This is a genomic window from Amycolatopsis sp. NPDC004169 (genome assembly GCF_040610315.1).
Taxonomy (GTDB): domain Bacteria; phylum Actinomycetota; class Actinomycetes; order Mycobacteriales; family Pseudonocardiaceae; genus Amycolatopsis.
The window spans coordinates 54,923-79,686 of the sequence record NZ_JBEXMD010000011.1 but is presented as its reverse complement, the minus strand read 5'-3'; the positions used below and the strand labels follow the sequence as shown (position 1 = coordinate 79,686).

General features: G+C 72.9%; 18 protein-coding genes. 10 read left to right on the top strand and 8 right to left on the bottom strand.

Features of this window, described 5'->3' with window-relative positions:
• Window positions 1-570: 570 nt before the first annotated feature.
• From ABZX11_RS17255 to ABZX11_RS17240, 4 genes are read left to right on the top strand one after another with little or no spacing between them, the layout of a single operon-like run.
• Complete coding sequence (locus ABZX11_RS17255; protein WP_354914136.1) at window positions 571-4,419, top strand: nitrate- and nitrite sensing domain-containing protein; 3,849 nt, start codon at window positions 571-573, stop codon at window positions 4,417-4,419.
• Window positions 4,416-4,868: a roadblock/LC7 domain-containing protein gene (locus ABZX11_RS17250; RefSeq protein WP_004561253.1), complete on the top strand. Its 453-nt coding sequence runs from the start codon at window positions 4,416-4,418 to the stop codon at window positions 4,866-4,868. The genes ABZX11_RS17255 and ABZX11_RS17250 overlap by 4 nt, the downstream gene beginning before the upstream one ends.
• A gap of 7 nt (window positions 4,869-4,875) precedes the next feature.
• Window positions 4,876-5,592: a DUF742 domain-containing protein gene (locus ABZX11_RS17245; protein ID WP_254897236.1), complete on the top strand. Its 717-nt coding sequence runs from the start codon at window positions 4,876-4,878 to the stop codon at window positions 5,590-5,592.
• Window positions 5,593-5,620: 28 nt separating this feature from the next.
• On the top strand, window positions 5,621-6,184 hold the full coding sequence (locus ABZX11_RS17240) for an ATP/GTP-binding protein (protein WP_004561255.1): 564 nt from the start codon (window positions 5,621-5,623) through the stop codon (window positions 6,182-6,184).
• Window positions 6,185-6,230: 46 nt separating this feature from the next.
• Here the strand turns inward: ABZX11_RS17240 and ABZX11_RS17235 are convergent, their stop codons facing one another.
• From ABZX11_RS17235 to ABZX11_RS17220, 4 genes are all read right to left on the bottom strand, one after another.
• Window positions 6,231-6,791: a dihydrofolate reductase family protein gene (locus ABZX11_RS17235; protein ID WP_354913925.1), complete on the bottom strand. Its 561-nt coding sequence runs from the start codon at window positions 6,789-6,791 to the stop codon at window positions 6,231-6,233.
• A gap of 77 nt (window positions 6,792-6,868) precedes the next feature.
• Window positions 6,869-7,528, bottom strand: coding sequence for a DUF899 domain-containing protein (locus ABZX11_RS17230; protein ID WP_176175997.1), 660 nt, complete (start codon window positions 7,526-7,528; stop codon window positions 6,869-6,871).
• A complete protein-coding gene (locus ABZX11_RS17225) occupies window positions 7,525-7,965 on the bottom strand; it encodes an SRPBCC domain-containing protein (protein ID WP_354913923.1) in 441 nt (146 codons plus the stop codon). Before ABZX11_RS17225 ends, ABZX11_RS17230 begins: the two co-directional genes overlap by 4 nt.
• Entirely contained in the window at window positions 7,958-8,284 is a 327-nt protein-coding gene (locus ABZX11_RS17220) for a metalloregulator ArsR/SmtB family transcription factor (protein ID WP_176175999.1), read from the bottom strand. Before ABZX11_RS17220 ends, ABZX11_RS17225 begins: the two co-directional genes overlap by 8 nt.
• A 138-nt stretch (window positions 8,285-8,422) precedes the next feature.
• Between ABZX11_RS17220 and icmF the strand changes: the two genes are divergently transcribed.
• Both icmF and ABZX11_RS17210 read left to right on the top strand, forming a co-directional pair.
• Window positions 8,423-11,656, top strand: coding sequence for a fused isobutyryl-CoA mutase/GTPase IcmF (gene icmF, locus ABZX11_RS17215; RefSeq protein WP_176176000.1), 3,234 nt, complete (start codon window positions 8,423-8,425; stop codon window positions 11,654-11,656).
• A gap of 189 nt (window positions 11,657-11,845) precedes the next feature.
• Entirely contained in the window at window positions 11,846-12,676 is an 831-nt protein-coding gene (locus ABZX11_RS17210) for an LLM class F420-dependent oxidoreductase (RefSeq protein ID WP_176176001.1), read from the top strand.
• 604 nt (window positions 12,677-13,280) lie between these two features.
• Here ABZX11_RS17210 and kstR read toward each other — a convergent pair.
• Entirely contained in the window at window positions 13,281-13,907 is a 627-nt protein-coding gene (gene kstR, locus ABZX11_RS17205; RefSeq protein WP_176176003.1) for a cholesterol catabolism transcriptional regulator KstR, read from the bottom strand.
• 140 nt (window positions 13,908-14,047) lie between these two features.
• Between kstR and ABZX11_RS17200 the strand changes: the two genes are divergently transcribed.
• The 3 genes from ABZX11_RS17200 to ABZX11_RS17190 all read left to right on the top strand — a co-directional run bounded on the left by ABZX11_RS17200 (window position 14,048) and on the right by ABZX11_RS17190 (window position 20,685).
• A complete protein-coding gene (locus ABZX11_RS17200) occupies window positions 14,048-16,069 on the top strand; it encodes an acyl-CoA dehydrogenase (RefSeq protein WP_354913919.1) in 2,022 nt (673 codons plus the stop codon).
• Between the two features lie 144 nt (window positions 16,070-16,213).
• Window positions 16,214-19,534: an SNF2-related protein gene (locus ABZX11_RS17195; protein WP_354913917.1), complete on the top strand. Its 3,321-nt coding sequence runs from the start codon at window positions 16,214-16,216 to the stop codon at window positions 19,532-19,534.
• Window positions 19,534-20,685: an SWIM zinc finger family protein gene (locus ABZX11_RS17190; RefSeq protein WP_354913915.1), complete on the top strand. Its 1,152-nt coding sequence runs from the start codon at window positions 19,534-19,536 to the stop codon at window positions 20,683-20,685. The genes ABZX11_RS17195 and ABZX11_RS17190 overlap by 1 nt, the downstream gene beginning before the upstream one ends.
• Here ABZX11_RS17190 and ABZX11_RS17185 read toward each other — a convergent pair.
• Window positions 20,679-21,935: an alpha/beta hydrolase gene (locus tag ABZX11_RS17185; RefSeq protein WP_354913913.1), complete on the bottom strand. Its 1,257-nt coding sequence runs from the start codon at window positions 21,933-21,935 to the stop codon at window positions 20,679-20,681. The genes ABZX11_RS17190 and ABZX11_RS17185 overlap by 7 nt on opposite strands.
• A 65-nt stretch (window positions 21,936-22,000) precedes the next feature.
• Here ABZX11_RS17185 and ABZX11_RS17180 point away from each other — a divergent pair, with 65 nt between their 5' ends.
• Window positions 22,001-23,386 carry a wax ester/triacylglycerol synthase family O-acyltransferase gene (locus ABZX11_RS17180; protein ID WP_354913911.1) on the top strand — a complete coding sequence of 462 codons (1,386 nt, stop codon included), beginning with the start codon at window positions 22,001-22,003 and terminating at the stop codon, window positions 23,384-23,386.
• On the opposite strand, the gene ABZX11_RS17175 is transcribed toward ABZX11_RS17180, so the two are convergent.
• A complete protein-coding gene (locus tag ABZX11_RS17175) occupies window positions 23,370-23,867 on the bottom strand; it encodes a nitroreductase family deazaflavin-dependent oxidoreductase (protein ID WP_354913909.1) in 498 nt (165 codons plus the stop codon). The two genes, ABZX11_RS17180 and ABZX11_RS17175, sit on opposite strands and share 17 nt — an antisense overlap.
• Entirely contained in the window at window positions 23,867-24,715 is an 849-nt protein-coding gene (locus tag ABZX11_RS17170; RefSeq protein ID WP_354913907.1) for an alpha/beta fold hydrolase, read from the bottom strand. The genes ABZX11_RS17175 and ABZX11_RS17170 overlap by 1 nt, the downstream gene beginning before the upstream one ends.
• Window positions 24,716-24,764: the final 49 nt, after the last annotated feature.

The following is a 24,764-nucleotide window of genomic DNA, read 5'->3' as shown; positions in this document are numbered from 1 at the left end:
CGGGCACATCTTGAGACTTGACCCACCCGTTGGTGGTACCGAGTGTAGATCGACCGAGGGATGCTGCTAGCCTGTCTGGGCTAATCGGGTGACGACCGGATGCACTGGGTCCACAGTCCGGTAACCGGAATTGCCTCTTAGCGGGCACTGCGGTGGAATGTCGTGGCCGGTGTCCGGTCGCGAAAGCACTTTTCGCAGGTCAGCGCCCGAACGGGGAAGACAATTGACCGGCACGGCATCGGGGGTACGATTCTTTGGCCCAGCTGACCGCAGCGATCGATTGGCACCGATAAAGTTGATCTCGACCACCGTGCACAACGCAACTTGCGACATGCACGTGCATAGTCCCGCGCGGCAGCGCGCCGGGCACGGGACGGCGAGGCGGTGCCTGCCCGGGAACGGGCGCACGGACGGCCGGGCTGCCGGGGACGAGCGAGGGCGCCGGGGAAGCGGCAGGGCGGGGGCGGCACGGCCGTCCGGCCCGTCGCGCACCGGGACGCCGCGCCGCCGACGCGGATCCATGACGCCGGACAGGGAGTCACTCACGTGACCGTTGCAGGAGAAGGTCAGGTGCCCGTCGGGGAACTGCTCGGCCGAGCGCCCCGGCGGTCGAAGGGGAGGGCCGTGTGGCGCGCGCTGGTGCAGTGGCGCGACTGGAGCCTGCCCGTCAAGCTTTCGGCCGTCACGGTCGTGCCCATCGTCCTCGCCCTCGTGCTGGGCGTCGCGACGATCGCGGCCCAGGTCGGCCGCTCGGACGAGTACCAGCGGCTCGACCGGCTGGTCGCGCTCGGCGGCGGGGTGCGCACGCTGACCGCCGCCCTCCAGCAGGAGCGCACGGTCACTTCGGCGATGCTGACCGCCGGCACCGTCGGCGGCACCCCCGAGCTGGCCGCGGCGCGCAAAGCCACCGACGCCGCGACCGGCCCGTTCACCGCGGAGCAGGCCCGCGCGGCCGAGGTCGAGCCCGGCGTGTCCGGGGCCGCGGGCGCGGCGTCGGCGCAGGTCGGCAACCTCGCCTTCCTGCGCCGCCAGGTCGACGGCGGCCAGCTCGACCCCGCGCAGGCCATCACGGCGTACTCCGCGCTCACCGGGTCCCTCATCAGCCTCGACACCGCGGCCACCGCCGGCGCCGGTGACGGCACCCTCGGCGGCCTGCCCGCCGGGCTGCACGAACTGCTGGTGGCCGGCGAGCAGGTGTCGCTCAGCCAGGCCCTCGTCTCCTACGGCATCGGGCGGGCCGGGCTGACGCCGAGCGAGCTGGCCACCCTGCGCGCCGCCGAGCTGCGGCTCGCCGACCGGCTCGTCGACTTCCGCTCCGCGGCGGGCGACTCGCTGCAGCGCGACTTCGCCGAGATCGCCGAAGGCGCCCAGGCCCAGAGCCGGGCCCGGATGGTCGAAACGGTGCTGAACGCCCAGAGCGGCGCGGTCGACGACGCCTTCCGCGCGCTGCCTGCCGCGGACTGGGCCGCCGCCTCCTCGGCGATGCACACGCAGATCGGCCGGCTCGCCGACCGGCTCGGCGCGTCGGCGTCGCAGACCGCCGCCGACCTGGTCGACGACTCCAGCAGCGGGGCCGGCCTGCTCGCGGTGCTGCTGTTCGCCGCGATGGTGCTGGCCGTCGCGGTCGTCTTCCTCATCACCCGCCAGTTGCTGCGCTCGCTGAAGGTGCTGCGCCGCAGTGCCCTCGACGTCGCCGAGACCGCGCTGCCGGAGGCGGTCCGCAACATCCAGGAGGGCCGGGCGCAGGGCACCGACGTCCAGCCGGTCGGCGTGCACACCGACGACGAGGTCGGCGAGGTGGCGCGGGCCTTCGACAAGGTGCACCACCAGGCGCTGCGGCTGGCGACCGAGCAGGCCGCGATGCGCACCGGCTACGGCAGCGTCTTCGTCAACCTGTCGCGGCGCAGCCAGAGCCTGGTGCAGCGGCAGCTGCAGCTGATCGAGCAGCTCGAGCGGGACGAGGAGGACGCCGATCAGCTGGCGACGCTGTTCCAGCTCGACCACCTCGCCACCCGGATGCGGCGCAACAACGAGAACCTGATGGTGCTCTCGGGTGCCGAGCCGGGCCGCCGGTCCGGGAAGCCGGTGGGCACCACTGACATGCTGCGCGCGGCGGTGTCGGAGATCGAGCAGTACCAGCGCGTCCAGGTGCAGCCGCCGCCCCCGGCCCGGATCGTCGGGTACGCGGCGAGCGACCTGATGCGCCTGGTCGCGGAGCTGCTGGACAACGCCACGGCGTTCTCCGCGCCGGAGACCAGCGTGACGGTGGCCTCCCGGCTGGGCGAGAACGGCTCGCTCGAGATCGACATCCTGGACAAGGGCATCGGGATGAACGAGTGCGAGGTGATCGAGGCGAACACCCGGCTGACCGAGGCCGGGTCGGTCGACCTGGTGACGTCGCGCCGGATGGGCCTGTTCGTCGTCGGCAGGCTGGCCAGCAGGCACCGGATCGGGGTGTCGCTGCACGGCGGCAAGGACATCGTCGGCGTCCGCGCCACGGTCGTCGTCCCGCCGGAGCTGGTGATGCCGGTGACCGACGGCCCGGCGACCGGCCCGATCGGCGCCCTCCAGCAGCACGCGGCGAGCCCGGCGGCGGGCAACCGGCTGCCGCGCCGCCCGGTCAACGGCTCGTCCCGCCCGCGGCCGGTGGTGCCGCAGCAGCCGGCGATGGGCGAGGAGCGGTGGCCGTCGGCGAGCGACCTGGCCGGGCTGTCCGGCGTGCGCCCGCCGTCGGACCTGGAGATCTCCGGGACGGCGCTGTTCGCCCCGATCGAGAAGGACGACGACGTCCCGCCGCAGCGCCCGGCCCTGCCGCAGCTGCCCGCGGTGCTGCCGCTGCCGGGCCGCCCGCCGCGCGCGGACGACCTGCCGGCGGGCAAGGACCTGTTCACGGCCAACGAGACGACGCTCAGCGACTGGTGGCAGGAGGCGACCGCGGGGCAGGAGCCGCCCCCGCCGGCCCCGGCCCCGGACCGCTCCGAGACGACGCCGATCTTCGACGAGATGCTGTCGGCCTGGTTCCGCGAGGACAAGCCGGCCGCCTCCGAGGAAGAGCCGGCCGCCGCACAGGAGACGCCGCCGGAGGAGCGCCGCAGCTGGGACTTCGCCAGCGACGAGAACTTCCGCACGGTCCAGGAGGTGACGAAGAAGGCCGAGCCGACGGCGTTCACGGACGCGGGCCTTCCGCGCCGCCGCCGCGGTGAGCAGCTCCTTCCGGGCAGCGCCACCCCGGCCGTCCCGGCGGCCCCCCAGCCGGCCCCGCCGCGCCCGGACCTCCCGGTCCGCGACCCGGCGGACGTCCGCGGCCGCTTGAGCAGCTTCCAGCAGGGCGTGACCCGCGGCCGCCGCCAGACGGCGGCCCAGCGGTCCCGCCCGGCCCAGCCGACGACACCGGGGACGCCGGTGGGCCCGGGCCTCGGCACGGCCCAGTCGGCAGGCCAGGCGGCCCAGCAGGCCCAGCCGGCGGCCGAGCAGAGCGCGAAGACGGCCTCGCCGGCGGCGGGGCAGGGTGCGGACGCGTCGCAGGCCGCGCAGCGGCTCCGGCCGCAGCCGGCCGCCGCGCAGGGTGCGGAGGCGGGCCAGGGCACGGACGCGTTGCAGGCCGCGCAGCAGCTTCGGCCGCAGCCGGCCGCCGCGCAGGGTGCGGAGGCGGCCGGTCAGGGTGCGGATGCCTCGCAGGTGACCCAGCAGTTCCGGCCCCAGCCGGCGGCCGAGCAGAGCCCGGCCACGGGCCGGCAGGCGGCGGCGCCGGCCACCCCGCAGCAGCCGGGTGCCGCCGAACAGGCCGTCCCGCAGCAGCCGGGTGCCGCCGAGCCGGAACCGGAGCGGGCCGCACCGCAGCCGGCGACCGCCCAGCAGGCGCCGGAAGCCACCACGCCGCCGGACGAGACGAGCACCCGGCCCCCGGCGGGCGGCGCGCTGCCCAGCCGTCGTCCGGCGACCGAGTCCACCTCCGACACCCTCCCGCGGCCCGCCCTCCCGCAGCGCTCCGGCCGTCCGCCCGGCGTCTTCCAGGAGTCCGGGCAGCTGCCGGTCGCCAACGGCCGTCCCGCCGTCCCGCCGTCCGCGCTGCCCGCCCGGAAGCCACCGGAGACGCCCGCTCCGCGCCGCGAAGAGACCGCCGTCGAGGCCACCACCGAGTGGAACTTCGGCACCGACGACGGCTGGCGCGCGGTGCAAGCGGTGTCCCAGTCGGTACCCTCCACCTTCACTTCGGCAGGATTGCCCCGGCGCCGTCGCGGGGAGCAGCTGCTCCCGGGCAGCGCCGGACCGTCCACCGGGGCCACGGCCCCCCGACCACAACGGGACGCACACGACGTGCGCGGCCGCCTGCGGAGCTTCCAGCAGGGCATCGAGCGCGGACGCCACCGCACCGCACAGGCGGCCGAGACCAACCACGAGACCTTGGAGGGTGAATGACCTCGCCGAGTAGCGCGCAGCCGACGCAGAACCAGTTCGGCTGGCTGGTGAACGACTTCGCGGAGCGGGTGCCCGGCGTGGCGCACGCCGTGGTCGTCTCGGCGGACGGCCTGCTGCTGACCGCGTCGAACCGGCTCCCGCTCGACCGGGCCGACCAGCTCGCCGCGGTCGCGTCCGGGCTGGTCAGCCTCACCCAGGGCGCGGCCCGGTGCTTCGAGGCAGGCGCGGTCAACGAGACCGTCGTCGAGATGGAGCTGGGCATCATGGTGCTGATGTCGATCAGCGACGGCTCGTGCCTGGCCGTGCTCGCCGCCCCCAACTGCGACATCGGGCAGGTCGCCTACGAGATGACGATGCTCGTCGACCGGGTCGGTCAGATCCTCACCCCGGAGCTGCGCGCCCAGCTCCAGGGCTCCGGGGGGTCGCTGATCGGCGAACCGGTGGGATGATGGCGCGATGAGCACGGGGTCCGGATTCGACGGCGAACCACCCGGGGGGCACCGCCCCGCCGGGCGTGGGGACGACGGCACGTTCGCCGACGTCCTCAACGGGTTCACGCTGGATTCCGGCCGTGCCCGCCGGAAGCGCAAGAAGAGCAAGGAGTCCCCGCAACCCCCGGCCGCCGGTGCGCACGCGGCCGCGGATCCGCCGGCGCCCGCGCCGTCGGCCGACCAAGGAGATCGTGTGACCTCTTTAGTCTCGCCCCCCGGCAGTACCGACGGGGACAGTCCCAGGCCGGGTGGGCTGTTCGACCCCGGCCCGCCCAGCGGCGAATTCGTCATGCCCGCGGTGTTCGAGCCGCCGCCCGCGCCGGAGGAGCTGACGGCGATCGTCCGGCCGTACGCGCTGACCGGCGGCCGCACCAAGGCCAATTACGCCCTGGAGCTGGAGACACTGATCTCCGCGAAGGACTACGCTGCCACCGGTGGCTTCCCCGAAGTGGCCGCGGAGCAGATCGAGTGCATCTCGATCATGGAAGAGTGCCGGACCCCCCGTTCGGTCGCCGAGATCGTTTCGGCGCTGCGGGTGCCACTGGGCGTGGCCCGGGTGCTGATCAGCGACGCGGCCGACGCGGGGCTGGTCACGGTGCACAAGACGATTACGGGCAATGACGGCGCCGAGGCACATCTGGTGTTGATGGAAAGGGTTTTGAGTGGACTCCGTCGGCTTTAAGGCACCGCGGGACACCGCGCCCCCGACCATGACCTCCGCCAAGATCGTGGTGGCCGGCGGCTTCGGCGCGGGGAAGACGACGTTCGTCGGGTCGGTGTCGGAGATCGTGCCGCTGACCACCGAGGCGATGATGACCGACGCCAGCGTGGGGGTCGACAACCTCGACCACACGCCGGGCAAGTCGACGACCACGGTGGCGATGGACTTCGGCCGCGTCTCGCTGGACGCGGACCTGATCCTGTACCTGTTCGGCACGCCCGGGCAGCAGCGGTTCTGGTTCATGTGGGACGACCTGGTCCGCGGCGCCATCGGCGCGGTGGTGCTGGCCGACACCCGCCGGCTGGCCGACTCGTTCGCGCCGATCGACTTCTTCGAGGACCGCGGGCTGCCGTACATCGTCGGCATCAACACGTTCGACGGCGTGCTGGAGCACGACATCAACGACGTCCGCGAGGCGCTGTCGATCGACCCGAACATCCCGATCGTCCGCTGTGACGCGCGGGACCGCGAGTCGACCAAGCAGACGCTGATCACGCTGGTCGAGTACGCGATGCGGCAGTGGATCGCGCTGCGGGCGGCCAACGCGCGCTGACGGTGGTGGAGCCAAGGCCCGGGGGGACCCCCGGGCCCGGCGCCGCTCACGCACGGCGGTAGCGCAGCAGCACGACCTCGTCGTCGAAGACGCGCGACTGCGCCAGGGTGAGGCCGAGGCGCGCGGTGCCCTCGGCGAACGGCCGCTTGCCGCCGCCGAGGACGACCGGGTGCACGAACACCTGGTACTCGTCGATCAGGCCGCGGGCGGTGAGCTCGGCGGCCAGTTCCGCGCCGCCCATCAGCAGCACGTCCTCGCCCGGTTCGGCCTTCAGGGCCGCCACCGCCGCACCGAGGTCACCGCCGACGACGCGGGTGTTCCAGTCAGCCTTCTCCAACGTCCGCGAGAACACCACCTTCGGCGTCGCCCGCCAGACCGGGGCGAACGCGATGTCGTGCGGGTGGTCCGAGATCGACTCGGCGGTCGGCCAGTACGCGGACATCATGTCCCAGACCTTCCGCCCGTAGGCGAACTCGCCGCAGTGCGCGGTCACCTGCTGCGAGTAGGCCGACAGCTCCGGGCCCAGCACCGGCCAGTCGAACTCGCCGTTCGGGCCTTCGACGCAGCCGTCGAGCGAAGTGTGGACCATGTGGACGATCTCGCGCATTTGCCTCTCCTCCTGGTGGGCTGACCGAGGAGGTCGGAGCCGCGGACGCGGACCGGACACGCGCGCCGGAGAAACTTTCAGTACTCGTCGTGGCGCCGCCACCACGAGCTGGGCGCGTCGTCGCCGCGGCTCTCCTCTTCCCAGGCTTCCTGGCGGCCGAGCGGCGTGACGTCGAGGTAGCGGTGGGAGGCGAGGAACATCTCGCCGCCGCGCCCGGTGGTGAAGTAGGTGCGGTAGACCCGGTCGCCGTCGCGCAGGAAAACGCTGACGCCGAAGCCGGAGCCGACGCCGCAGTCCTCGGTGAAGTCGCTGCCGTGCGCGGACAACCACGGCACGTCCCAGCCCATCCGCGCCTTGTACCGCTCGATCTCGGCCAGGGTGGCGGGCGCGACGACCTTGAGCGTGACGTCGCGGGCGTGCAGGTGGGCCAGGTGCGGCAGGTTGTCGAGGACCAGCGAGCAGCCGGGGCAGCCCGCCTTGTCGCCCGGGTGCAGCATGAAGTGGTAGACGATCAGCTGGCGGCGGCCGTCGAACAGGTCGAGCAGGCTCTGCGTCCCGTCGGCCGAGTCGAACGCGTAGTCCTTGGTGAAGGGCACCATCGGCAGCCGGCGGCGTTCGGCGGCGAGGTGGTCCGCCGCCTTCATGAGCTCCTTCTCCTTGACGAGCAGCGCGTCGCGGGCCGCCTGCCACTGTTCGGGCGAGACGATCTCGGGCAGGGCGTGGTGGGTCGCGGTCATCGGGCGTCCTTTCCTCGGATGAAGCGGGTCAGGTCTTCGAAGCTGGAGGTCCAGCCCTCGTCGTGGCCGTCGCGGTCGGCGACGGTCGGGAAGCCGGTCTGGACGAAGGTCATCTCGGTCTTGCCGTCGAGGTCGGCGAAGCCGATCGTCACGAGGGTCTCGGTGCGCAGGTCGCCCTCGGTGTCCCAGGCGAAGGTGAACACGAGCCGTTCGGGCGCGGTGACCTCGCGGTAGACGCCGTGCATCCAGTGCTCGTCGCCCTCCGGGGAGCGGATGCACGCCCGCCAGGCGCCGCCGGGCCGGGTGGCGAGGGTGACGGCGGAGCCGGTGTAGCCGTGCGGGCCGAGCCAGCTCGCCAGCTGGTCGGGGTCGGTCCAGGCGGCGAAGACGAGCTCGCGCGGGGCGTCGAACACGCGGGTGATGGTGAGGTCAGGCATCGCCGGTCAGCCTCCGCAGGTGGTCCTCGAGGCGGTCGAACCCGTCGTCCCAGAACCGGCGGTAGGTCGCGACCCAGTCCGCGACGTCCTCCAGCGGCTTGGCTTCCAGCCGGCAGGGCCGCCACTGGCGGGTGCGGCCGCGGGTGATCAGGCCGGCTTCTTCGAGGACCTTCAGGTGCCGGGACACCGCGGGCAGGCTCATCGGGAGCGGCTCGGCGAGCTCGTTCACCGTCGCTTCGCCTGCCGAGAGGCGCGCGAGGATGGCGCGGCGCGTCGGGTCGGCGAGGGCCGAGAACGTCCGGCTCAGCGTGTCGGTCATTTCACCATCCTGTTAATTAACGAACTCATTAAATACAGGCCGGAGCAGGCGGGTGTCAAGGTTCTCCGGGGCTGCCGTGAGAGCCGCGTCACTGGTCCTCGGGTTTCCAATAGTAGGAAGTCAAAGTATTTTGGAGGGATGAGCAGCGAGCTGTACCGCCCCGTGCACCCCGTCCGCTTCGTGACCGCGTCGAGTCTCTTCGACGGGCACGACGCGTCGATCAACATCATGCGGCGGATCCTGCAGTCCCAGGGCGCGGAAGTGGTCCACCTCGGCCACAACCGGTCGGTCGACGAGGTCGCCACGGCGGCCATCGCCGAGGACGTCCAGGGTGTCGCCATCTCTGCTTACCAGGGTGGGCACGTCGAGTACTTCTCCTACCTGGTCGAGCTGCTGCGCGAGCGCGGCGCCGGGCACATCAAGGTCTTCGGCGGCGGGGGCGGGGTGATCGTGCGCGAGGAGATCGAGCTGCTGCACTCGCGCGGCGTCGCCCGGATCTTCTCGCCCGAGGACGGCTACGAGATGGGCCTGCCGGGCATGATCAACTTCATGATCAAGGCCTGCGACGTCGACCTCGCGGCCGAGGCGCCCTCGCTGGACAAGGTGCTTTCCGGGGACGTCGCCGCGCTCTCGCGGGTCATCACCCAGCTGCAGGCTTCGCAGCTGCCCGGCGATCTGCTGGGCGGGATCACCGAGGCCGCGGGCAAGCGGGAGGTGCCGGTGCTCGGCATCACCGGCACCGGCGGCTCGGGCAAGTCGTCGCTCACCGACGAGCTGATCCGCCGCTTCCGCCTCGACCAGGAGGACAAGCTGCGGATCGCGGTGCTCGCCGTCGACCCCTCGCGGCGCAAGGGCGGCGGCGCGCTGCTCGGCGACCGCATCCGGATGAACTGCCTCGACGGCTCGCCGGTCTACTTCCGCTCTCTGGCCACCCGCACGACGTCGGGGGAGATCCCGGCCGGCCTGAGCGAGTCGATCCTGGCCTGCAAGGCCGCCGGGTACGACCTGGTGATCGTGGAGACGCCGGGGATCGGCCAGGGCGACGCCGGCATCGTCGACTTCGTGGACGAATCGCTGTACGTGATGACGCCGGAGTTCGGCGCCGCGTCGCAGCTGGAGAAGATCGACATGCTCGACTTCGCCGACGTCGTCGCGATCAACAAGTTCGAGCGCCGCGGCGCCGAGGACGCCCGCCGCGACGTCGCGCGCCAGCTGGTGCGCAACCGCGAGGCCTTCTCGTCGGCGCCGGAGGACATGCCGGTGTACGGCACGAGCGCGGCGAAGTTCAACGACGACGGCGTCACCGCGCTGTACCAGCACCTGCGCGGCATGCTCGCCGAGCGGGGCCTCGGCGTGTCCGCGGGGACGCTGCCGCAGGTCGAAGGCAAGGTGTCCACGGACGCCTCGACGATCATCCCGGGCAACCGGTCCCGGTACCTGGCCGAGATTTCCGACACCGTGCGCGGTTACCACGCGAAGACGCAGGCGCAGGTCGCCGCGGTCCGCAAGCGTGATGCACTGGCCCTCGCGCGCGAAGAACTGGCCAAGGCGGACGCGTCGACCGACGCGCTGGACGGCCTGCTCGCCGCCGCGGAGTCCGATGTGGACGGCGAGTCGGCAAAGCTCCTCGAGCGGTTCCGGTCGCTCGCCGAGGAGTACCGCCAGGACGAGCTGGTCGTGAAGATCCGCGACAAGGAGCTGCGCACGCAGCTGTGGCGCGACACGCTGTCGGGCAACCGGATCCCGCGCGTCGCCCTGCCGCGGTACGCCGAGTCCGGCGAGCTGCTGTCGTTCCTGCGCCGCGAGAACCTGCCGGGCTACTTCCCGTACACCGCGGGCGTGTTCCCGTTCAAGCGCGACGGCGAGGACCCGGCGCGGATGTTCGCCGGCGAGGGCGACGCGTTCCGCACCAACCGCCGGTTCAAGCTGCTGTCGGCCGATTCCGAAGCCAAGCGGCTGTCCACGGCGTTCGACTCGGTGACCCTCTACGGCCACGACCCCGACACGCGTCCCGACATCTACGGCAAGGTCGGCACGTCGGGCGTGTCCATCGCGACCCTCGACGACATGAAGGTCCTCTACGACGGCTTCGACCTGACCGCGCCGAACACGTCGGTGTCGATGACCATCAACGGCCCGGCGCCGACGATCCTGGCCTTCTTCCTCAACACGGCGATCGACCAGAAGCTGACGGCGTTCCGCGAGGAGCACGGGCGCGAGCCGTCCGACGCCGAAGCCGCCGAGCTGCGCGAATGGGTGCTGAAGAACGTCCGCGGCACGGTGCAGGCCGACATCCTCAAGGAAGACCAGGGCCAGAACACCTGCATCTTCTCCACCGAGTTCAGCCTCCGGATGATGGCCGACATCCAGGAGTGGTTCATCGAGCACGGCGTGCGGAACTTCTACTCGGTGTCCATCTCCGGGTACCACATCGCCGAGGCCGGGGCGAACCCGATCTCGCAGCTGGCGTTCACGCTGTCCAACGGCTTCACCTACGTCGAGTCGTACCTCGCGCGCGGCATGGACATCGACGACTTCGCGCCGAACCTGTCGTTCTTCTTCTCCAACGGCATGGACGCGGAGTACTCGGTGCTCGGCCGGGTGGCGCGGCGGATCTGGGCGGTCGCCATGCGCGAGCGCTACGGCGCGAACGAGCGGTCGCAGAAGCTCAAGTACCACGTGCAGACGTCCGGGCGGTCGCTGCACGCGCAGGAGATGAGCTTCAACGACATCCGGACCACACTGCAGGCGCTGTGCGCGCTGTACGACAACGCGAACTCCTTGCACACCAACGCGTTCGACGAGGCGATCACGACGCCGTCGGAGTCGTCGGTGCGCCGCGCGATGGCCATCCAGATGATCATCAACAAGGAGTGGGGCCTGTCGAAGAACGAGAACCCGCTGCAGGGTTCGTTCGTCATCGACGAGCTGACCGACCTGGTCGAGGAGGCCGTGCTGGCCGAGTTCGACCGCATTTCCGAGCGCGGCGGCGTGCTGGGCGCGATGGAGACCGGGTACCAGCGCGGCAAGATCCAGGACGAGTCGATCCTGTACGAGCGCAAGAAGCACGACGGCTCGCTGCCGATCATCGGCGTCAACACCTTCCGCAACCCGCACGCGGGGGAGGAGGACGTCGAGGTCGAGCTGGCCCGGGCGACCGAGGACGAGAAGAAGTCCCAGCTGGACCGCCTCGCGGACTTCCAGCACCGCCACCACGAGGAGGCCCAACAGGCCCTCAAGGCCCTGAGGGAGGCGGCCACCCGCGGCGGCAACCTGTTCGGGGTGCTGATGGACGCGGCCCGGGTGTGCTCGCTGGGCCAGATCACGGAGGCGTTCTTCGAGGTCGGCGGCCAGTACCGGCGCAACGTCTAGCGGCGTACCGCCTTCAGCCGCCACACCGGGACCAGGACCCGGCCGTCCGCGTCGGTGCGCAACCGGCGTCGGCCAGCGCGACGACCCCGGGCTGCGGGGCACCGAGGTCCCACGGCCGCGCCTTATTCAACGTACGGTGAGATCACTTCATCCTGCACCCGATGTCACCCCGGTGGTAGTCCTGGAGACATGAAATTCGGGATCTCGACGTTCGTGACCGACGAGGGCATCCGGCCGGACGTGCTGGGCGCGGCGCTGGAAGAGCGCGGCTTCGACTCGCTGTGGCTGGCCGAGCACTCGCACATCCCGGTGAGCCGGGAAAGCCCGTACCCGGGCGGCGGCGACCTGCCGCGCGTGTACTACCGCACGCTGGACCCGTTCGTGGCGCTGACCGCCGCGGCGACGGCGACGTCGGAGCTGCTGCTCGGCACCGGCATCGCCCTGCTGATCCAGCGCGACCTGATCCACACGGCCAAGGAGGTCGCGTCGCTGGACCTGATCTCCGACGGCCGCGCGCTGTTCGGCGTCGGCGTCGGCTGGAACCGCGAGGAGATGCGCAACCACGGCACCGACCCGAAGACCCGCGGCGCGCTGATCGACGAGCAGCTGGCCGCGCTCAAGGAGATCTGGACGAAGGACGAGGCGGAGTTCCACGGCGAGCACATCGACCTCGACCCGATCTTCAGCTGGCCGAAGCCGGTCCAGAAGCCGCACGTCCCGATCTACATCGGCGGCGAGAGCGAAGCGGCGCTGAACCGCCTGGCCAAGTACGGCGACGGCTGGCTCCTCCGTGGCTACACGAAGTACCAGGAGGCCCAGCGGGTGCGGGGCTGGCTGGCGGACCAGGGCCGCGAAGACGTCAAGTTCGCGGTGTTCGGCGGCCCGACGACGCCGAAGGTGATCGACGGCTTCCGCGAGGCCGGCGTCGAGCGGTACACGTTCCTGCTGGACACGCTGCCGGAAGCGGAGACGCTCAAGGCACTGGACGAGCTGGCGGAGGTGGCCGCCGCACACCGCTGACGCCCGCGCCCGGCACCGGAAACCGTCGGTGCCGGGCGATGGAGTGGAACCGGGGGGCGCCCCCGCGGGCGAGGGTGCGGCGGCTACTTGCTGGGCAGCAGTCGCATCGCCGGCCACGCCGATGCCGAGGCTCACGGCGTGGATCCGGACCGTGTGCCAGCGGCGAAGACCGTGCGGCAGCTTGCCGTCGCGGTAGTCGACGTGCTGGTCCCAGTCGCAGACCTGGGCCAGGCGTCTTCCAGGCGGGCGGAGTGCCGGAGCAGGGCTGCGCCGGTACTCCACGGCGGTCCACCCCGCGGTCGCTTCGATGATGCCGTCGCGGTCGTGCGTCCGCGGGTCGAGCACGCCGAGCAGGGCCTGCTCGACCAAGCTCCCCGAGCGCGCGGCCGGCGTCGGTGACGTGGGGCGAGCACATGCCCGCGCGTCCAGCCGGACAGCAGCGGCGACGGCGCCAGGACCTGCTCGTCGGTCAGCCGTCCAGCGTGTGGTGGAATCGGGGGCGCCCCCGCGGTTCAGACGGCGGCTACCTGCTGGGCAGCAGTCGCACCGCCGGCTACGCCGATGCCGAGGTCCACGGCGTGGACCCAGACCCAGGCGACCGGGATCACTTGTCCAGCAGGAGGTGCACCGACAGTTCGAGGCGGTTCGCCACGTCGGCCGCCGAGGCGCGGCGGGTCACCCAGGCCACCAGGTTCGCCATCCAGACGTCCGCGACCACGTGGAAGATGTCCCGGTCGGCCTCGGCCGGCTCCGCGATGCCCATCGCCTTGGCGAACATGTTCTCCATCAGCCGCCCGACCTGCTCGACCTCGGCGGCGGCGGACGTGTCGGCGAACATGAACGCGCGCACCATGGCCTCGGTCAGGTGCGGGTCGCGCTGCATCATGCGCGTGTTGCGGCCGAGGACGAACATCAGCCGCTCGGCGGGTGTCTCGCCCGGGATGGCCTGGCGCTCCAGCTTCTCCTGCGCGCGCTCGAACTCGCGGGCCAGCCCGGAGACCAGCAGGTGGATCTTCGAGGGGAAGTACCGGTACAGCGTCCCGAGCGCGACGTCGGCCTTCTCGGCGACGGCCCGCATCTGGACGGCGTCGTAGCCGCCCTTCGAGGCGAGCGCGAGGGTGGCGTCGATGATCCGGCGGCGGCGGTCGCGCTGGGCGGCCGAGCCGAGCTCGTCGGCCCCGATCGCGCTCAGGCCGTTGCCGCGGGCCTTGGTCTTGCCTGGCATCGGCATTCCCCCGTCCTTCGGAACTTGTTCCAGTTCAAGACGTAGATTACCTGTCCTGGCGAACCTCGCGACAATTGACCCACTGGCCGGAAAACTGTAACACGTTCTACACTCGTGAGTAGTGTCCCGTCCTGCGAGGAGGCCCCATGCCGGTCGCGCTCAGCGAGGAACAGATCGCGCTGGCCGAGGCGATCCACGCCTGGTCCGCCGCGCACGCCCTGAGGAAAGGGGTGCCCGCCGGCTTCGCGGAGCTGGGCCTCTTCGGCGTCGCCCTGCCCGAAGAGGTCGGCGGGGCGGGTGGCAGTTTCGCCGACCTCGCCGCGGGGCTCGCCGCGGCGGCCGAAGAACTCGTTCCGGGGCCCGTGCTGAGCACCGCACTCGCCGGTCTCCTGCTCGCCGACGTCCCGGACGCGAAGGAGCTCCTCCCCGCCCTCGCCGAGGGCGAAGCCACCGCCGCGGTGCTGCTCGAGCCCGTGTCCCTCGAGGACGGCGTCAGCGGGCCCGTACCCGGGGCGCAGCCGGACGCCTGGCTGCTCGTGCCGGTCGACGGCGGCCACGTCCTGCTCGCGCCCGGGACGCCCGGCGTGACCGTCGAGCCGCTGGACGCGTTCGACTTCTCGCGTCCGCTGGCGCGCGTCCGCTTCTCGGGAGTCCGTGCCGAGCCCCTCACCTTGCCGCCGGTCGCCGAACTGGCCGCGACCCTGGCGGCGGCCGAGGCGGCGGGCGTGGCGCGGCGGTGCCTGACCATCGCCGTCGAGTACGCCAAGGTCAGGGAGCAGTTCGGCAAGCCCATCGGGGCGTTCCAGGCCGTCAAGCACCTGTGCGCCGAGATGCTCTGCCGCGCCGAAGCCGCCGAAGCGCTGGCCTGGGACGCCGCGTCCGGGCAGCACCCGCTTTCGGTGGCGAGCGCGGCCGTGGTGGCACTGGACGCGGCCGTCGCCAACGCCAAGGACTGCATCCAGGTCCTCGGCGGGATCGGCTTCACCTGGGAGCACGACGCCCACCGGTACCTGCGCCGGGCGGTGGCCCTGCGGCAGTGGCTCGGCGGGGCGTGGCGGCGGCGGGCGGCGTCGCTGGCGCTGTCCGGGAGCGAGCGCACGCTGGGCGTCGACGTCGGCGACGATCCCGCGCTGCGGGCCGAGGTCGCCCGGATCGCCGCGCTGCCCGCCGACGCGCAGCGTGTCGCGCTGGCCGACGCGGGGCTGCTGACGCCGCACTGGCCGGCGCCCTACGGCCGGGGCGCCGACGCCGCGGAGCAGCTGCGGATCGACGCAGCGCTGGCTGCCGCGGGCGTCCGGCGTCCGGACCTGGTGATCGGCGCGTGGGCGGTGCCGACGATCCTCCAGCACGGCAGCGACGAGCAGCGCGAGCGGTTCGCCCGGCCCACCCTGCGCGGCGAGCTCACCTGGTGCCAGCTGTTCAGCGAGCCCGGCGCGGGATCCGACCTGGCGGCGCTGCGGACGGCGGCCCGGCGCGTCGACGGCGGCTGGCGGCTGTCCGGGCAGAAGGTGTGGACGTCGCTGGCCCGCGAGGCCGACTGGGGCATCTGCCTGGCCCGCACCGACCCGGACGCGCCCAAGCACAAGGGCATCACGTACTTCCTCGTCGACATGCGCGCCGAGGGGATCACGACGCGGCCGCTGCGGGAGATCACCGGCGAGGCGGTGTTCAACGAGGTGTTCCTCGACGACGTGTTCGTGCCGGACGCCGACGTCGTCGGCCCGCCGAACGGCGGCTGGCGGCTGGCGCGCACGACGCTGGCCAACGAGCGGGTGGCCATCGGGAGCGGTTCGGCGGTCGGGGAGAGCGTGCAGACGCTGGTGTCCACTGTGGACGCCTCGGCGCTGGACGACGTCGCCATGGACCGGCTCGGCGCGCTGGTCGCGGACGGCGTCGCGGGTTCGGTGCTCGACCTGCGGGCGGCGCTGCGCCGGCTGGAGGGGCAGGACCCGGGCGCGGAGTCGAGCGTCCGGAAGCTGCTCGGCGTGCAGCACCGGCAGGACGTGGCCGAGTTCGCGCTGGAGCTGGCCGGCTCGGGTGCCTTGCTCGCCGACGGCCCGGCCCAGCACGAATTCCTGCTCACCCGCTGCCTTTCCATCGCCGGCGGCACCACGCAGGTCCTGCGTTCCCTCACGGCCGAACGCCTCCTCGGCCTGCCCCGCGGCTGATGCCCCGCCGATCACGCGTGATGCCTCTCCGATCACGCGTGAAGCCCCGCGGCGCACGGGTGGGTTGCGTAGCGCAACGGTGCGAAAGGACCGTTCGCGCCGTCGGGGGCAAAACTGTCGGGGTCGTGTTCTAGCGTTGCGGTCGTGGAGTTCAGCGCAGACACCCAGGCCACCTACCTCCCCGCGGATCCCCCGCGGGACGGGGTGCTGGCCCTGTGGGGCGAGGACGTGGCCGGCGGGACCACGATCGAGCTCGTGCTGCCCCGCGGAGCCAAGTTCGCGCGGACGAAGGTCGAGGCCGAGCTGGTGCCGCTGGAGCGGGCGCTGCCCCGGCTGCTGTCGGTGGGGGAGGAGGCCAGCCCGGCGGTCGCGGCGTGGTCGGCGGCCGTCAACGCGGGGGTGAACCTGGTCGCCCGCGGGCGGCTGCGCCCGGCGGCGTCACCGGGCGGGGCGGCGGCCTGGCGGATCGGCCCGCTGGACGCCGCCGACGAGGAACTGCTGCGGGGGCTGGCGGGCGCACTGCCCCCGGAGGCGTACGCGCTGCCGCTGACCGGGTTGAAGCGGATCCGCCTGCACTCGCCGGACTCCCTGGTCCGCGCGTTGTGGGACGCGACGGCCGACCTGCTGGTCCGCAGCCCGGCCGCCCCGGTGGGGGTGGGCGATCCGGCGTTCGCGGCGCGCGAACCGGCGTTGCTGGGCCCGGATGGCGCGGCGTGGCTGGCGGAGCTGGAGGCCCGCGAGCCCCGCGGCGTCCAGGTGCTCCTGCGGGTCGAGGGCGTGGACGACGAGTCGTTCGCCGGGGTGCTGGCGGTGCGCAGCATGGCGGAGCCGAGCCTGGTGGTGGAGGCGGCAACGCTGTGGGACGCACCGGACGCGGTGCTGAACCGCCTCGGCGACCAGGTCGAGACGCAGCTGCTGCTGGGCTTGCGGCGGGGAGCGCGGGCGTGGGCGCCGCTGGGCCGGGTGCTGACCCAGTCGACACCGGCTTCGCTGGCGTTGTCCGACGAAGAGGTGGTCGACCTGCTCACCGACGGCGCCAGGGAGCTGGGTGGCGCCGGCATCGAGGTGCTCTGGTCGAAGGGCCTGTTCGCGGGCGAGGTGAAGGCCCGCGCGAGCGCGACCCAGGCACCGGCGAGCGTCACGGAGGCGGAGTTCGCGTTGCGTTCGCTGCTGGAGTTCCGCTGGCAGCTCAGCCTGGGCGGCGAGCAGCTGACGGAGGCCGAGGTGGCGGCCCTGGCCGAGGCGAAGAGGCCCCTGGTCCGCCTGCGGGGGCAGTGGGTCCGGGTGGATACGCAGCTGCTGGCCCGGGTCCGCGGCCGGACCCGCAAGCTGGACGCGGGCGAGGCACTGGCGGCGGCCTTGACGGGCGAGCTGGAGGTGGACGGCGAGAGCGTGGAATTCGCCGCCCCGCCCGCGCTGGGTGGGCTGGCCGCACGCATCCGCGACCGAGGGGAGGCGGCGGTCCCGACCCCACCGGGGTTGCAGGCGACGCTGCGGCCGTACCAGCAGGCGGGGTTGTCGTGGCTGGCGACGATGACGGGCCTGGGATTGGGCGCCTGCCTGGCCGACGACATGGGCCTGGGCAAGACGATCCAGCTGATCGCCCTGCACCTGCACCGGCGCGAGCTGGCCAGGGCCGGTGGGCTGGGGTCGGGCCCGGAGCGGTTGCCGGAGGCGATCGAAGCGGAGGTCGAGCTGCAACCGGGAGAGGGGCAGCCGAGGGCGAGCACCCGGGCGGTGGTCGAGGCGCCATCGGCGCTTGGCGGCGAGCGGGCCGGCGAGGCGACTCGATCGGCGGCCGAGCTGCAACCGGGAGAGGGGCAGCCGAGCGCGAGCACCCAGGCGGTGGTCGAGGCGCCATCGGCGCTTGGCGGCGAGCGGGCCGGCGAGGCGACTCGATCGGCGGCCGAGCAGCAACCGAGCGAAGGGCAGCCGAGCGCGAGCACCCAGGCGGTGGTCGAGCTGTCCCCAGCCCTCGGCGGCGAGCGGGCCGGCGGAGTGACTCGATCGGCGCTCGAGCCACTGCCTGCTGAAGGGCGCCATGGCGAGGCGGCCGAGCCGCGGCCCGGCAAGGGGCAGGCCGGCGGACCGCAGACCGAGCCGCCGATCGGCGAGCAACCGGCGGCCGCTCCATCGCCGGCGGCCGAGCCCCTTCCGGCCGGCGATCGCGAGTCGATGCCTCCGAGCGGCGAACCCCTCCCAGCGGCCGGCGGCGGTGGGCCGACCCTCGTCCTCTGTCCCACCTCCCTCCTCGGCAACTGGGAACGCGAGTTCGCCCGCTTCGCCCCGGAAATCCCCGTCCGGCGGTTCCACGGCGGCCGCCGCCACCTCGACGACCTCGCCCCCGACGAGGTCGTCCTCGCCACCTACGGCGTCCTCCGGCGCGACCGCGCCACGCTGTCCGAAGTGGACTGGGGCCTCATCGCCGCCGATGAAGCGCAGCACGTCAAGAACCCGCTCTCCGCCACCGCCAAAGAGCTGCGCAAGATCCCCGCCCAGGCCAAGGTCGCCCTCACCGGCACCCCCGTCGAAAACCGGCTCACCGAACTCTGGTCCATTGTGGACTGGACCACCCCCGGCCTGCTCGGCCCGCTCGACCGCTTCCGCCGCACCGTGGCGCGCCCGATCGAACGCGACCGCGACAAGGCCGTCACCGCTCGGCTCGCCGCCACCGTCCGGCCGTTCCTCCTCCGGCGGCGTAAGACCGATCCGGACATCGCCCCGGAACTGCCGCCGAAGACCGAGACCGATCGGTTCGTCCCGCTCACCGCCGAGCAGACCACGCTCTACGAAGCCGTCGTGCGGGAAAACCTCGCCGAAATCCGGGAAACCAAGGGCATCGAACGGCGCGGGCAGGTCCTGAAGCTGCTCACCGAGCTCAAGCAGATCTGCAACCACCCCGCGCAGTTCCTCAAAGAACCGCACGGCGCGCTCACCGGCCGCTCCGGCAAGCTCGCGGCGTTCGAAGAACTCCTGGACGTCATCCTCGACGAAGGCGAAAGCGTCCTGGTCTTCAGCCAGTACGTCCAGCTCTGCCGCCTGCTCGAACGGCGCCTGAAAGACCGCGGCCTGCCCACCGAACTGCTCTCCGGCGACAGCTCCCCGGCGAAGCGGCAGGACATGGTCGACCGGTTCCAGGCCGGCGAAATCCCGGTCTTCCTGCTCTCCCTCAAGGCTGGCGGCGTCGGGCTCAACCTGACCCGCGCCACCCACGTCATCCACTACGACCGCTGGTGGAACCCGGCGGTCGAAGACCAGGCCACCGACCGCGCCTACCGGATCGGGCAGGACAGGCCGGTCCAGGTGCACCGGCTGATCGCCGAAGGCACCCTCGAAGAGCGGATCGCGCAGGTCCTGGAAAAGAAACGCGGTCTCGCCGAGTCGATCGTCGGGGCCGGGGAAGACTGGATCACCGAACTGTCCGACGACGAGCTCGCCGACCTCGTCCGGCTCGGGAGCGGGTGATGCCGCCGAGGCGCAACTTCGGCACGACGTGGTGGGGCCGCGCCTGGGTCGAGGCCCTGGAACAACGCGCGAAGCTCGACCCGAACCGGCTGCCCCGCGGGCGGACGTACGCGCGCAAGGGCACCGTCAGCGAGCTGCACTTCGGGGCCGGCGGGATGACGGCGTGGGTGCGCGGCAGCCGGCCGGAGCCGTACAAGGTGACCATCACCATGCGCACCTTCACCGACGGCGAGTGGGACACCCTGCTCGGCGTGGTCGGCACCCAGCTCGGCCACGCGGCCGCACTGCTCGACGGCGAGCTGCCCGGCGCGCTCACCGAACAGGCGCGCGAGGCGGGCGTCGACCTGCTGCCCGGCCCCGGCGACCTGCGGCCGCGGTGCTCGTGCCCGGACTCGGCGAACCCCTGCAAGCACGTCGCCGCGGTGTACTACCTGGTCGCCGACGAGGTGGACCGGGATCCGTTCACGCTCTTCCTGCTGCGCGGACGGCCGCGGTCGGACGTGCTGGCCGAGCTCCGCGCCCGCCGGTCGCCGGCCCGCAGCGAGAAACCGACGCTCCCGAAGCCCGCCGACGAGGGCCTGACCCCGCGGGCGGCCTACGCGCGAAAACCGGGTGCGATCCCCGCCCTGCCGCCACCACCGCGGGTACCCGGGCCGCCGGCGGTCCTGGACCTCGACCCGCCCCCGGCCACCGGCTGGACGGCGGCGGCCCTCTCGGCCCTCGCGGCGGACGCGGCCGCCCTGGCCCGAGACCTGCTGGCCGGCGGCCCGGCCCCGGCGGAGCTGACGTTCGAGGAAGACCTGGCCCGCCGCGCGGCCGGCCGCACGAGCGCGGAGATCACCGCACTGGCCACGGCGGCGGAGGTGTCCCCGAAGGACCTGGCCCGCTGGGCCGAGGCCTGGCGCGAAGCCGGCCGCGGCGGCCTCGCCGCCCTGCGCGAGACCTGGCAGCCAGGGCCGGGCCCGATGGCCGAAGGGCAGGAAATCCTGGCGGACACGGGAAAGCCGACACTGTGGCGAAACCGCCTCACGCAAGGAGAGCTGCAGCTGCGCTACGGCCGTGACGGACGCTGGTACCGCTTCGTCCGCGAAGGAGCCGAGTGGCGCCTCGACGGCCCACCCTCGGCGAGCCCGCTGGACCTCGTCTACTGAGCCTGCTGACCGTCGGAAACCCGCTCGGCCTTCCAGGTGTTGTACGTGTGGTCCAGGAACCGCGCCACGCCGCGGACCACGTGCGCCGACCGCACCGACGTGAACACGTCGAACGCGTGCTGCGCCCCCGCCAGCTCCGCGTACGCCACCGGCTGCCGGGACTTCTCCCGCAGCCGCGCGACGAACTCGCGCGCCTCCCGCACCGGCACCAGCGAATCGTCGCGGCCGTGGATCACGAAGAACGGCGGGGCGTCCGTCGTGATCCGGTCCAGCGGGGACGCCGCGATGTAGTCGTCCAAGTGCGCCACCGGGTCGCGGTCCGGGGCGAACACGCGGCGGGCGATCAGGGTCTCCAGCCGGTACTTGCTCGCCGGTGCACCGGACGTCGCCGCGAAGTCGTACACGCCGTAGTGGGGGACGCACGCCTGGACGCTCGTGTCCACGTCCTCGAACGACGGCTGCAGCGCCGGGTCGTTCTGGGACAGCGCCAGCAACGCCGACAGGTGCCCGCCCGCCGAACCGCCCGTCACCGCCACGAACCGCGGGTCGCCGCCGTAGGAGGCGATCGACGAGCGGATCCAGGCCAGTGCCTGCTTCGCCGCGACGATGTGCGCCGGCCAGCGGTGGGCCGGCGCGAGGGGGTAGTTGATCGCGACGCACACCCAGCCCCGGCGGGCCAGGTAGCGCATCAGCGGCCTGCCCTGCTCCTCCTTGTTGCCGATCACCCACGCGCCGCCGTGGACCTGCAGCAGCACCGGCGCGCCCGCAACGTCCTCGAGGGGCCGGTACACGTCCAGCAGGAACCGCTTGCCGCCCGGGGCGTACGCGATGTTGCGGTCGACCCGGACGTCCGGGGCGCCCATCCGGAACGGCAGCGCCAGCTCGCCCCACGGCAGGCCCAGATCGGACCGGCCCAGCTCCGACGCGTAGTCCGCACCCAGAGCCGACCTGAGCGCCTCCTCGATCTCCTCGCGGGCGCCGTGGCCGGTGCGGACCAGCGCGGCCAGCCCCGCGGCGGACGCCGCCGCCATCGCCAGGCCCGCCTTCGTCGACCGGTCGCCCACACCGTGGCGGGCCACGTGGACCAGGGAATCCGCCGCCGTCAGCGCCATGAGCTGGGGTGCCAGCTCGCCGGTCAGCCAGCCGGCGAAGAACACCGGGATCGTCGTGGACCGCGCCCGCAGCGGGCGGAGCGCGTTGGCGGTGAGACCGAGCTGGACCGCGCGACGGATCAGGAAATTCGGCTGCACCACCGCGATGATACCGGCGAGTAGGGTGACGCGCCGCTCACTGGACGTGGCTTACCCTGGGCGGCATGCAGAGACTGAGCGGCCTCGACGCGAGCTTTCTCTACCTGGAGACGTCGTCGCAGGTCCTGCACGTCTGCGGGCTGCTGGTCCTCGACGGGTCGACCGTCCCCGGCGGCTACTCCTTCGCGAAGTTCCAGGACCGGCTCGAGGAACGCGTCCGGGCGATCCCGGCGTTCCGCCGCAAACTGCACAACCCGCTGTGGAACCTCAGCCACCCCGTGTGGGTCGAGGACGAGGAGTTCGACCTCGACCACCACGTGCACCGCATCGGCGTGCCCGCTCCCGGCGACCGCGCCGAGCTGGCCGCGCTGTGCGCGCACATCGCCGGGCAGCAGCTCGACCGGGCGCACCCGCTGTGGCAGCTCTACGTCATCGAAGGCCTCGCCGACGGGCAGCTCGCCGTGCTGCTCAAGATGCACCACGCGAGCGTCGACGGCGTGAGCGGGGCCAGCCTGATCACCCACCTGGCCGGGCTCGAGCCGGACGCGCCGATGCCGGCGGTCGAACAGCCGCGCAACACCGGGCTGCCGTCGCCGCTGGACCTGCTGCGGTCCGGGGTCGGCAGCGTCGTGAAGCGGCCCGCCGAGGTCGCCCGGCTGCTGCCCGACCTGCTCGGCCTGATGCCGCGCTGGGTCGGCCGGGCGTTGCGCGGCAAGGGGATGCCGGTCCCGTTCACCGCGCCGCGGACCTCGCTCAACGGCACGATCACCGGCCACCGCAGCGTCGCCTTCGCCCAGCTCGACCTCGCCGAGATCAAGGACGTCAAGAACGCCTTCGGCGTCACGGTCAACGACGTCGTGCTCGCGCTCGTCGCCGGCGCGCTGCGCGAGTTCCTCGCCGAACGCGGCGAGCTGCCGGAGGACCCGCTGGTCGCCACCGTCCCGGTGTCGGTGCACGACCGGACCGAGCGCGACCACGGCAGCAACAAGGTTTCCGCGTTCTTCGCCTCCCTGCCGACCCACCTGGCCGACCCGGCCGCGCGGGTGTTCTTCCTCGCCGAGGCCAACCGGCGCTCGAAGGACCACCACCACGACATCGACGCCGACATGCTGCAGGACTGGGCGCAGTTCTCGGCCGCGACGGCGTTCGGGCTCGCCGTGCGCGCGTATTCGGCACTGCGCCTGGCCGAAAAGCACCCGGTGGTGCACAACCTGGTCGTCTCGAACGTGCCCGGGCCGCCGATGCCGCTGTACTTCCTCGGCGCGCGGATCACCGGCTTCTACCCGCTCGGCCCGGTCTTCCACGGCGCCGGGCTGAACGTCACCGTGCTGTCGAACGCGGGGACGGTGCACGTCGGCCTGCTCGGCGCCCGTGAGCTGGTCAAGGACCTGTGGCCGCTCGCCGACGCGCTCCCGGACGCGCTCGCCGAGCTGCTCAAGGCCGCGGGCTGAGCACCACGACCGGGATCTCCCGGTCGGTCCAGGCCTGGTACTTCGCGAAGTCCGCGTACAGCTCGACCAGCCGCGGCCACAGCTCGGCGCGTTCGGCGCCCTCGGCGACCCGGGCGGTGACGGGAACCCCGCGCCGGCCCTTGAGGTGCACGCGGGTTTCCGGGTGCGCCAGCAGGTTGAAGTACCACTGCGGGTGCCGGGGCAGCCCGCCCTGCGAGCCGACGATGACGACGTCCTCGCCGGAGCGCAGGTACAGCAGCGGCGTGGTGAACAACCGCCCGGACCTGCGGCCGCGGTGTTCCAGCAGCAGCGTCGGCACCGGCTTGCGGAACCCGGCGCCGATCCGCCACGTGCTGCCGACGCGGCCGCCGGTCAGCCGGAAGACCGCCACCTGCGCCTTCGCCGCGTACTTCATCACCTTCGCCGTCACCGGCGAGTCGAGGCCGCCGGGCTTGGCGTCGGGCAGGCTGAAGCGTCCCATCATGGCTTCCTTCCTCGGAGGGAGTGGACCGCGGCGAGCAGGGCGGGCACCCAGCGGTCGGCGGCCAGCACGCAGGCGGCGTGCCCGGCCGCGACCTCGTAGGTGGCCGCGCCGGGGATCCGGCGGGCCAGCGACCGCTGGTGGGCGGGGGCGATGAACCGGTCCCGCGCGGTCACCACGACCGCCGACGGCAGCCGCAGCGTGTGCAGCCACGGCGTCGAGTCGAACCGGCCGATCTCGTCGACGGCGACCGCGATCTCCCACGGCCGGGTCGACCGGAACTCGCGCACGCCCCACCGGTAGTCCTCGACGCGCTGCCGCGGCGCCTCCGGGACCACCGGGAGCCGCACGCGCTCGCGCAGCCGCCGCAGCGCCCGGCCGGTCACGTCGAGCGCGACGCGCTGGCGCAGCCCGCGGCGGAAGCTGCTCGCGGTCGAGCACAGCACCAGTCCGGTAACACGTTCTGGTTCGGCGCGGGCGACGAGCTGGGCGACCAGTCCGCCCATCGAGTACCCGGCGAGCGCGAACCGCGCCAGGCCGAGCGCGTCGGCGACCGCGGTGACGTCCTCGGCGCAGTCGGCGAGCCGGAACCGCGGCGACCGGATGCCCCGGCCGTGCCACCGCTGGTCGAACACGACGACGCGGTGACGGCGCGCCAGCGCTGCCAGGGCCGGATACCAGGTCAGCAGGCCCGTGCAGGCCACCGAGTGCAGCAGGACGAGCGCGGGTGCGTCCCGCGGGCCGACGTCGGTGACCACCGTGCGGCCGCGGCCGGGCAGCTCCACCGGGGCCGGCTCGGGCACGCCCGCGGTCGGCGGCACGGTGATCAGCCGTCGTCTTCCCGCCACCTGCGCCACCCCCGGGGGTTGCCGTGCCCACCCTTTCCGGTTAAGACTA